The sequence below is a fragment of the Halorubrum sp. AD140 genome, from assembly GCF_034497445.1.
Taxonomy (GTDB): Archaea; Halobacteriota; Halobacteria; order Halobacteriales; family Haloferacaceae; genus Halorubrum.
The window spans coordinates 1-1,027 of the sequence record NZ_JAXRUU010000344.1; the positions used below are offsets into that span (position 1 = coordinate 1).

Here is a 1,027-nt window from a genome sequence, read left to right on the forward strand (position 1 = left end):
AGACGTTGCTCACGTCGAGACCGTCGTCGTTCTCGGTGACGTCGTTGTCCGCGACGGAGACGTCGCTCGATTCCTCGACGCCGATGCCCGCACCGGCGACCTCGTCGCCGGAGGCGTCGACGTCGTTGTCGTCGACGGTCACCGTCTCGCTCCCGGAGACGGAGACGCCCTCCTCTTGGTTGCCGTCGATGTCGTTACCGCTCACCGTGACGTCGGAAACGCCCTCGACGAGGACGCCTCCGAGGTTCGCGTCGAGCGTGTTCGCGGTCACGTCGATGTCGGCGACGCTCGGCGCGTTGACGCTCCACGCGCCGCTGTCCGAGACGTCGTTGTCGTCGATCGCCACGTCCGCGGATCCCTCGGCCACGAAGACGCCGTCGCCATCGGCTCCGTCGACGTCGTTGCCCGTGGCGGAGACGTCCTCGCCGGCGCGGAAGAGCCCGTCGGCGAAGCCGTCGGAGTCGAGGTCGTTGTTCAATACCTCGTTGTCGTCGCCGGCGACAGCGACGTCGTAGTCACCTGCTCCCTCGGACGGGAACTCGTTGTCCTCGACCGTCGCGTCGTCGCTCTCGAGGTGGAGCGAGATACCGGTCGTCCCGTCCGGCTCGTCCGACGGCGTCTCCGTCGTGAACGTGTTGTCAGCGACGGTGTAGCCGTCGGGCTGTTCGTCGCCCGGCGGGACCGCGCTGCCGTTGATGAACGCGAGCGCCTCCGCCTCCGCGCCCGGCGCGACGGTGAACGTGTTGTCGGTCAACTCGTTCCCGTCGTCGGGGTCGCCCATCGACATGGGGACTCCGCCGAACCCGGTACCGCCGTCGCCCGCGACGACGATGTTGTCCTCGAAGTCGAGGTTCTTGACGTTGTCCGTGCCGGAGCTCCCGGAGAGGAGCACGCCGGTCCCGTCGGCACCGCCCACGATCGTCATGTGGGCGACGGTGAGGGCGTCGGTCTGAACGTCGAGGGCGGGCTCGGACGAGTCGTCGGCTTCGCGCTGAACCCCGTCGTCCTGGTCGTCGCCCGCGTCCTC

Annotated in this window: 1 protein-coding gene; it reads right to left on the reverse strand. The window is 68.7% G+C overall.

Annotated elements, in window-relative coordinates:
* Nucleotides 1-925 (reverse strand): right-handed parallel beta-helix repeat-containing protein (locus U4E84_RS18735; protein ID WP_322533553.1); only part of this gene is annotated, 925 nt, incomplete at its 3' end.
* Between the last annotated feature and the right edge of the window lie 102 nt (nt 926-1,027).